Source organism: Glutamicibacter sp. BSL13 (assembly GCF_052928425.1).
Map to the genome: position 1 here is coordinate 24,184 of NZ_JAVGCZ010000033.1, position 7,026 is coordinate 31,209.

The 7,026-nt window shown below is 65.0% G+C and carries 8 protein-coding genes; 4 read left to right on the plus strand and 4 right to left on the minus strand.

What is annotated here, in order from left to right; translation table 11 throughout:
- Window positions 1-182 precede the first annotated feature (182 nt).
- The 3 genes from RCJ92_RS08150 to RCJ92_RS08160 are packed head-to-tail and all read left to right on the plus strand — an operon-like array spanning window position 183 to window position 3,468.
- On the plus strand, window positions 183-1,649 hold the full coding sequence (locus tag RCJ92_RS08150) for an extracellular solute-binding protein (protein ID WP_446754284.1): 1,467 nt from the start codon (window positions 183-185) through the stop codon (window positions 1,647-1,649).
- 9 nt (window positions 1,650-1,658) lie between these two features.
- Entirely contained in the window at window positions 1,659-2,582 is a 924-nt protein-coding gene (locus tag RCJ92_RS08155) for a carbohydrate ABC transporter permease (protein ID WP_138175951.1), read from the plus strand.
- Window positions 2,575-3,468, plus strand: a complete 894-nt coding sequence (locus RCJ92_RS08160) for a carbohydrate ABC transporter permease (protein ID WP_446754285.1) — start codon at window positions 2,575-2,577, stop codon at window positions 3,466-3,468. The genes RCJ92_RS08155 and RCJ92_RS08160 overlap by 8 nt, the downstream gene beginning before the upstream one ends.
- Window positions 3,469-3,594: 126 nt before the next feature.
- On the opposite strand, the gene RCJ92_RS08165 is transcribed toward RCJ92_RS08160, so the two are convergent.
- The 3 genes from RCJ92_RS08165 to RCJ92_RS08175 are packed head-to-tail and all read right to left on the minus strand — an operon-like array spanning window position 3,595 to window position 4,385.
- Window positions 3,595-3,852: a hypothetical protein gene (locus tag RCJ92_RS08165; RefSeq protein WP_138175949.1), complete on the minus strand. Its 258-nt coding sequence runs from the start codon at window positions 3,850-3,852 to the stop codon at window positions 3,595-3,597.
- Window positions 3,853-3,898: 46 nt separating this feature from the next.
- The gene (locus RCJ92_RS08170) at window positions 3,899-4,087 is read right to left on the minus strand and encodes a hypothetical protein (RefSeq protein WP_138927071.1); all 189 of its coding nucleotides are present in this window, start codon (window positions 4,085-4,087) and stop codon (window positions 3,899-3,901) included.
- A 28-nt stretch (window positions 4,088-4,115) separates the two neighbouring features.
- Window positions 4,116-4,385 carry a DUF7218 family protein gene (locus RCJ92_RS08175; RefSeq protein WP_346922381.1) on the minus strand — a complete coding sequence of 90 codons (270 nt, stop codon included), beginning with the start codon at window positions 4,383-4,385 and terminating at the stop codon, window positions 4,116-4,118.
- 649 nt (window positions 4,386-5,034) lie between these two features.
- Between RCJ92_RS08175 and RCJ92_RS08180 the strand changes: the two genes are divergently transcribed.
- Window positions 5,035-5,940, plus strand: coding sequence for an SDR family oxidoreductase (locus tag RCJ92_RS08180; protein WP_391495604.1), 906 nt, complete (start codon window positions 5,035-5,037; stop codon window positions 5,938-5,940).
- A gap of 208 nt (window positions 5,941-6,148) precedes the next feature.
- On the opposite strand, the gene RCJ92_RS08185 is transcribed toward RCJ92_RS08180, so the two are convergent.
- Window positions 6,149-7,026, minus strand: an 878-nt coding sequence (locus tag RCJ92_RS08185; RefSeq protein WP_446754286.1) for an IS481 family transposase, incomplete at its 5' end; no start/stop codon positions are given.

A 7,026-nucleotide genomic window follows, 5' to 3' on the forward strand; every position in this document is an offset into this window, starting at 1 on the left:
CGCGCTCCGCGCGCCGCTCGCCAGGAAACGGGCACTAAACCTGAGTACTTGCTGTTAAAAATCGTGTGACATGGCTTACTCTGGGCACCGCTTCTATCGTGAGACCACGTTCAGCTCCCGCGCCGGGATCTGCCGGCGCGGTCGCTGAGCACCGGTTACTTCACGCGCACCTGGGAGTCACGATGTCACGCTCTTCTTCCCCGTCCCCGGCGTCCGGTCTTCGCCCGCCGGCGCACCCGGCCGTCCGCACCCTGGCCCTGGCATGTGTCGCGGCCATCGCCGTGACCGGCTGCGCCCGGGGCAGCACCAATGACAAGAACAACGATCCAGGCATCGAGTTCTCCTCCGACGCCGAGCTTCAGGGCAAGCTGGATGTGATGGGCTTCAACCGGGACGCCGACGAGGTGGCCAGCACCCGCACCGACCTGGCCGAGGAGGCCATCAAGCCGGCCACGCTCAGCGCCCCGGCCGGGGAACTGGACACCCAGCAGCTGCTGTCGGCCATTGCCGCCGGCAAGGCCCCGGATTTGATCTACATCAACCGGGACGAGTTGGGTTCGATGGCCGCCCGCAAGGCGGTCATGCCGCTGGACACCTGCATCGAGGGTGAGGGCATCAACACCGATGACTTCCGCGAGTCGGCCCTGGCCCAGGTCACCTTCGACGGGAACGTCTACGGGGTGCCGGAGTTCAACCAGGTGCAGATCATCATGGCCAACGCCGAAATGCTGAACTCCGCCGGGCTGTCCGTGCAGGACATCGACGGGTCCAACCCGCAGCTGATCACCGATGCCGCCGAGAAAATGATGCAGCACAAGAACGGCAAGCTCTCGGCCATCGGCTACGACCCGAAGCTTCCAGAATTCCTTCCGCTGTGGGCCATGGGCGAGGGTGCCGCCCTGGTGTCGGAGGACGGGCGGACCGCGCTGCTGAACGACCCGAAGGTGGTCAGCGCCCTGGAGTTCGGCATCGACCTCTACGAAAAACAGGACGGTTTTGGCACCGTCAAGTCGCTGCGTGACTCCGCCGACTTCTTCGGCAAGGGCAACCAGTTCGCCACCAACGCCCTGGGCGCGATGCCCATGGAGCAGTGGTACGTCAATATCCTCAACGACGTTTCCCCTGATACCCCGATGGCGTTCACCACGATGAAGACCTCCGCCGGTGAGCCGATGAGCTTTGGCACCGGTTCGGCCTGGGCGGTCCCCAGCGGGGGCGACAACCCGCAGGCCGCCTGCCGCTTTTTGAAGACCATGACCACCACCGACACCTGGCTGGCGGCGGCCAAGGCCCGCTCGGATGACCGGGTGAAGGACCAGAAGCCGTTCACGGGCCTGTTCACCGCGAACCGGACGGCGGATGAGCAGATCAAGGAGCAGTTCGTGGACACCAACGACTACCTGGCCTCCCCGTGGGCCGAGGCCGTGGAGGCGTCCTACGAAGCGAACAACCACTCCTTCGCCATCCCGGCCCTGCCGGCCGACGCACAGTTCAAGCAGGCGTGGCTGGACGCGGTGAACCGGGTGCTCAGCGGCAACGCGTCGGTCACCGATTCGCTGGAAACCGCGCAGGACGAGGCCCAGCGGGCCCTGGACCAGGCGTGGAGTGAGTGGGAGGCCAATTCCCAGGCCAGCAGCTCGGAACAGTAGGGCTGCCCGATGGCAACCGCAACCACCCGGCGGGCCCGGCGGCGGCGCACCACGCTGACCGCGCTGGTGTTCATCAGCCCATGGATCCTGGGGTTTTTGATCTTCACCGCCTGGCCGATCATCTACACCGCCTACCTGTCCCTGACCGACTATGACGTGCTGACCGACCCGTCGTTTGTGGGGATGGACAACTACCGGGAGCTCTTCGAGGACCCCAAGGTGCTGCTCTCGCTGCGCAACACCATGTACTTCACGCTGCTCTCGGTGCCGCTGCACATTGGGGTGGCCCTGGCGTTGGCGCTGTTGCTGCAGCAGGTGATCCGGGGCCGCGGCTTCTTCCGCACCGTGTTCTACCTGCCGAACATGACCCCGCCGGTAGCGGTGGGCGTGCTGTTGCTGTTGCTGTTCAACGGGCACACCGGAGCGGTCAACGTCCTGCTGGAGGCCGTGGGAATCCCCGGCCCGCAGTGGACCACCGACGGACGCTGGGTGGTCCCGGGCCTGGTGCTGATGAGCCTGTGGACGCTGGGCGGATCGGTGGTGATCCTGCTGGCATCGCTGAACCAGGTGCCGCAGGACCTGTACGACGCGGCCAAGCTGGACGGGGCCGGGGCCTGGCGGCGGCTGACCCGCATCACCCTGCCGATGATTTCCGGAACCCTGTTCTTCCTGGTCATCGTCAACACGATTGCGGGGCTGCAGACCTTTACCGAGGCCTATACCGCATACTTCGGGGCGGGCAACCAGACCTACAGCAATGACGCGGCCCTGTTCTACGTCATCTACCTGTTCCGCCAGGCCTTCGAATACCTGCACATGGGTTACGCTTCGGCGCTGGCCTGGGTGCTGTTCCTGGTGATCATGGTGATTTCGATGATCCAGTACTTCGCCGGACGGAAACTGGTCTACTACGAAGGAGAAGACGGTGGCTAGCATCCGCAGCACCAGCAGCATCGCTGGCCCCCCGCGCGGGATGGCCGGGCAGCATACGGCCCTGCGCAAGGTGCGCAAGCTGTTGTCCTGGGTGGTCCTGCTGATCGCCACGGGCCTGTTCATCTACCCGTTGATCTGGCTGCTTTCGGCCTCCTTCAAACCGCAGTCAGAGGTCTTCGACAACCGGTTGATCCCCGCGACCCCAACACTGCAGAACTACCTGGACATTTGGCAGTCGGCGCCGATGGCCCTGTGGATGGGCAACACGATCCTGGTGACCGTGCTGGCGTCTCTGGCCGTAACGTTCAGCAGTTCCCTGGTGGCCTGGGGGTTCGCGTACTACCGCTTCCCCGGCCGGGACGCGCTGTTCTTCCTGATTCTGGCCACCATGATGCTGCCCGGGGTGGTCACCCTGATTCCCACGTACCTGATCTGGGATGCCCTGGGCCAGGTGGGGACGTTGACGCCGCTGTGGGCGCAGAACCTGTTCGGTTCGGCGTTCTACATTTTCCTGATCCGGCAGTTCTTCCTGGGCCTGCCCCGGCAGGTCTTCGAGGCGGCCCGCGTGGACGGGGCCAGCGACTGGCGGCTGTACTGGAACTTCGCCTTGCCGCTGTGCAAGCCGGCGATCGTGGTGACCTTGGTCTTTGAGACGCAGGCGGCCTGGACGGACCTGATGCGGCCGCTGATCTACCTGCGCGATGAAACCACGTTCACGATCCCCCGCGGGCTGAAGGCCCTGGTGGATCAGTTTGGTTTTGCGGGCAACTGGCATTGGGAGCTGATCGTCACCGCCAGCGTCATTGCCACCATTCCCATGATCATCGTCTTCTTCATCGCCCAGCGCCACATCCTGGAGGGCGCGGCACCCGCCGGTCCCCGATAGCGGGCGGACCACAGACCAGGGGCTGCAGTTCCCTTGAACGGGATCTGCAGCCCCTGGCTGGTTTCTTCACGGTCCGGTGTGGTTCACCGCCGCGCTGCGGCGGCGGCAGTCACCGGGCGTGTGCGGCTACTTGCCGTCGACGCTGGTGCCGCCGCGCGGGTGGTCCAATGCGTGACGCCCGCGGATCGCCCGGAACGCGCCGTAGATGAACATCAGCGCACCCCAGATCACGGCGATCCACAGCGGGCTGGGGTTGGTGGTGCCGGCTCCTGGTGCGAAGATCAGGAACGCGGCGAAGGCCACCGCGATGATGGCACCGGAGATCATGAGCCCCACGCCGGGGCGTTTCTTCTGCGGACGAGATACTCCACGGCTGTCTGACATTGGTTCTCCCTTGTGCAAAGTTGTGTGTGGCGGGGCCGTTGCCGGCCTATCCCGCGTCGAAGCGCTGTTCGTCTTCGTCGGCTCCCTTGCCGGCCGGCCCGGTCTGCTCATCGCCGCGCTTGCCGCGCTCGGTGCTGGCCTGCTGGTCGGTGGTTTCCTGATCAACCGGTTCGGCCAGGCGTGCATCCTGCTCGTCGGTCTGTGGGTAGTCGTCGGAAGATTTGCGATCACTCATTGGTCCAGTCCTTTCCTTGGATGCAGCCCTACGAATTGCGCAGGGCCTCGACCAGTTCGTCCTTCTTCATCTTGGAACGGCCATCAACGCCGATTTCGGCCGCCCGCTCCCGCAGCTGCTGAACGGTCCAGTCCTCGTAGCTGCCGGACTCCCCGCCACGTTCACCCACCTTCGAGCGCCCGTCGCGGGCGGCGGCGTTGGCGATGCGGGCGGACTTCTGCTTGGAGTTGCCCTCCTTGCGAAGCTCCTCGTAGAGCTCCTCGTCCTTGATGCGGCTGTTGCCCTTGTTCTCTGGCATGGATCCTCCCCTACTCGGTTCACTCCTGCGCCGTGGACCCTGGTTCACCGTCCCGGACGTTCGTCCGTGCAAGGTGCAGGCCCCTTATTCGCATCACGCTAGACCACCTCACAGGCTGGTAACAGGGCGTGTGTGCGGCTTTGCGGGAAATCCCAGCTAACACCGAGAAGGCCACCGTCGCCGGTCGTATTGTCCCGCGGTGAGAACAAAATCCCGCATGCCTTAATCGAATCCGAGTATCGTCTGAGCTTTCTCCGTGAAAACCCTGCCCTGCCTGTCGACGCCGGGCAAGCCTGTAAGACTGTGGATTGAAGCAGGGGCTACGTCGCCCGGGGCGGCGCGGTCTCCTACCGTCGAATGTCGAAAGCAGGAGGAAACAATCATGTCCCATGATCAGTCCCAGAACCCTGGACATCCACAGAAGCACACCGAACCGGTGGGTACTCCCAACGACACCAGCAGCAAGGACACCACGTCCAGCGCCGAACACAACGAGCCGGTAGGCACCGCCCACACCGACCGCGACGACGACGAGGAATCGACCTCCGGCGTGCCGCAGCACAACGAACCGGTCGGCACCGGGGACGGTCACAGCGGCCGCAAGCAGGCGGGACCCGGCGCCCCGCACGAGCCGGTGGGCACCGGTGGCGTGGAAACCTCCTCCGGCGGCGGGGACGGGGACCGCGCCCAGCGCGCCGGCAAGGAGAAGATCTCCCCACCCGAACAGCGTCAGCCCGAACCGGGCCTGGACAGCGAGATGATCCCGCTGGCCGATCACGGCGAGCGCACCTACCAGGGCCGGGACCGGCTCACCGGCAAGCGCGCGCTGATCACCGGCGGTGATTCGGGCATCGGCGCGGCCGTGGCCATCGCGTTTGCCCGCGAGGGCGCCGACGTGGCGCTGGCCTACCTGCCGCAGGAGGAAAGCGACGCGCTGAGCATCGCGCAGGTGCTGGAGGAAGCCGGTGTGGAGGTGCACCACCTGCCCGGTGACCTGCGGGACCGCAGCTACCGTGATTCGCTGGTGGACGAGGCGGTCAAGGCCCTGGGCGGGCTGGACATCCTGGTGAACAACGCCGGCAAGCAGATCAGCATCGAGTCCATCGACCAGCTGAGCGATGAGCAGGTGGAGGCGACCTTTGACGTGAACATCCTGACGATGTTCACCCTCAGCCGGGCCGCCCTGAAGCACCTGGGCGAGGGTGGGTCGATCATCAACACCACCTCCATCCAGGCGTTCGAACCCTCCGCGCACCTGCTGGACTATGCGGCCACTAAGGGCGCGATCTCGAACTTCACCAAGGGTCTGGCGCAGCAGGCCGCCGAACGCGGCGTGCGCGTGAACGCGGTGGCTCCCGGACCGATCTGGACGCCGCTGCAGCCCTCGGATGGCCAGCCCATCGAGAAGCTGCCGAAGTTCGGTCACAATACCTGGCTCGGCCGTGCCGGTCAGCCGGTGGAGGTGGCTCCGGCCTATGTGTTCCTGGCCTCCGACGACGCCTCCTACGTGGTCGGGTCCACGATCCACGTCAACGGCGGCCAGAACCAGCCGTAGCCGGCAGCTGGCCGCAACGGCCTGACGGCGGCACAGCCCGCCAATAATAGAGGCACCAACGCCAGGGCGTTGGTGCCTCTTTTTATTTGACTCACACCCCGTTTGGCGGCGCTTGCTGCCCACGCGGGGCCGGTACGGCAAATGAACCTGGGGCCGTGGACCCCCACACGGATCCACGGCCCCAGGTCGTCTTGCGTTGTTTGGCGTCCTAGCTGTAGTCTCCAGTGAGGTTGGGTACGCGGCTGGCTGGTGGTCGACCTTTGAGTGAGGTGTGGCCTCTGTGGTGATTGTAGTCGTGTAGCCATCCATGGAACGCTTTAACCCGCTCGGTTTCCGAGGCGTAGGGCCTGGCGTAGGCCCATTCTTCGAGCATCGTGCGGTTGAACCGTTCGACTTTGCCGTTGGTCTGCGGACGGTACGGCCGGATCCGCTGGTGTTTGATGGCCTGGCCCAACGCTTCGGCAAACATCTTTGAGCGGTAACAGGAGCCGTTATCGGTCATCACGCGTTTGACCGTGACCCCTACCGAGTCAAAGTATGCGTTGGCCCGCTTCCAGAACCCGGCTGCGGTTTCCTGCTTCTCATCAGTGAGGATCTCGGTGTAGGCCAGCCGAGAATGGTCATCGACCGCGTTGTGCAGGTACGCGTAACCAGGACGCCGGTTGGAGGGGGTGCCAGCCTTGTTCTTCTTCCCTGCCGGCCGACCAAGGACCTTATGGCCACCACCGTCAGGAATCCGCCCAAGTTTCTTGATGTCCACGTGGATCAGGTCCCCGGGGTTGGCGTGTTCGTAACGGCGTACTGTGCGTCCCGTGGCCCGGTCCTGCCAGGTAAGCTTCGATAGCCCGTAGCGCGAGAGCACACGATGAACTGTCGAGGGATGCAGGCCCAGTTTGTAACCGATACGGTCCGGCCCCCACCGGTAATTCACTCGTAGTGCGATGATCCGACGTTCACGCCGTAGCGGGGTGCGTGCCGGACTGGTGTGCGGGCGGCTGGAGCGATCCTGCATGCCAGCTTCGCCCTCGAGCCGGTAGCGTTCGGCCCATCGTCTGGCCGTGCTGACCGCGACTTGGAACCGCTCAG

Coding starts and splice junctions, on each gene's coding strand:
- RCJ92_RS08150 (WP_446754284.1), top strand. CDS start 183: ATGTCACGCTCTTCTTCCCCGTCCCCGGCGTCCGGTCTTCGCCCGCCG.
- RCJ92_RS08155 (WP_138175951.1), top strand. CDS start 1,659: ATGGCAACCGCAACCACCCGGCGGGCCCGGCGGCGGCGCACCACGCTG.
- RCJ92_RS08165 (WP_138175949.1), bottom strand. CDS start 3,852: ATGTCAGACAGCCGTGGAGTATCTCGTCCGCAGAAGAAACGCCCCGGC.
- RCJ92_RS08170 (WP_138927071.1), bottom strand. CDS start 4,087: ATGAGTGATCGCAAATCTTCCGACGACTACCCACAGACCGACGAGCAG.
- RCJ92_RS08175 (WP_346922381.1), bottom strand. CDS start 4,385: ATGCCAGAGAACAAGGGCAACAGCCGCATCAAGGACGAGGAGCTCTAC.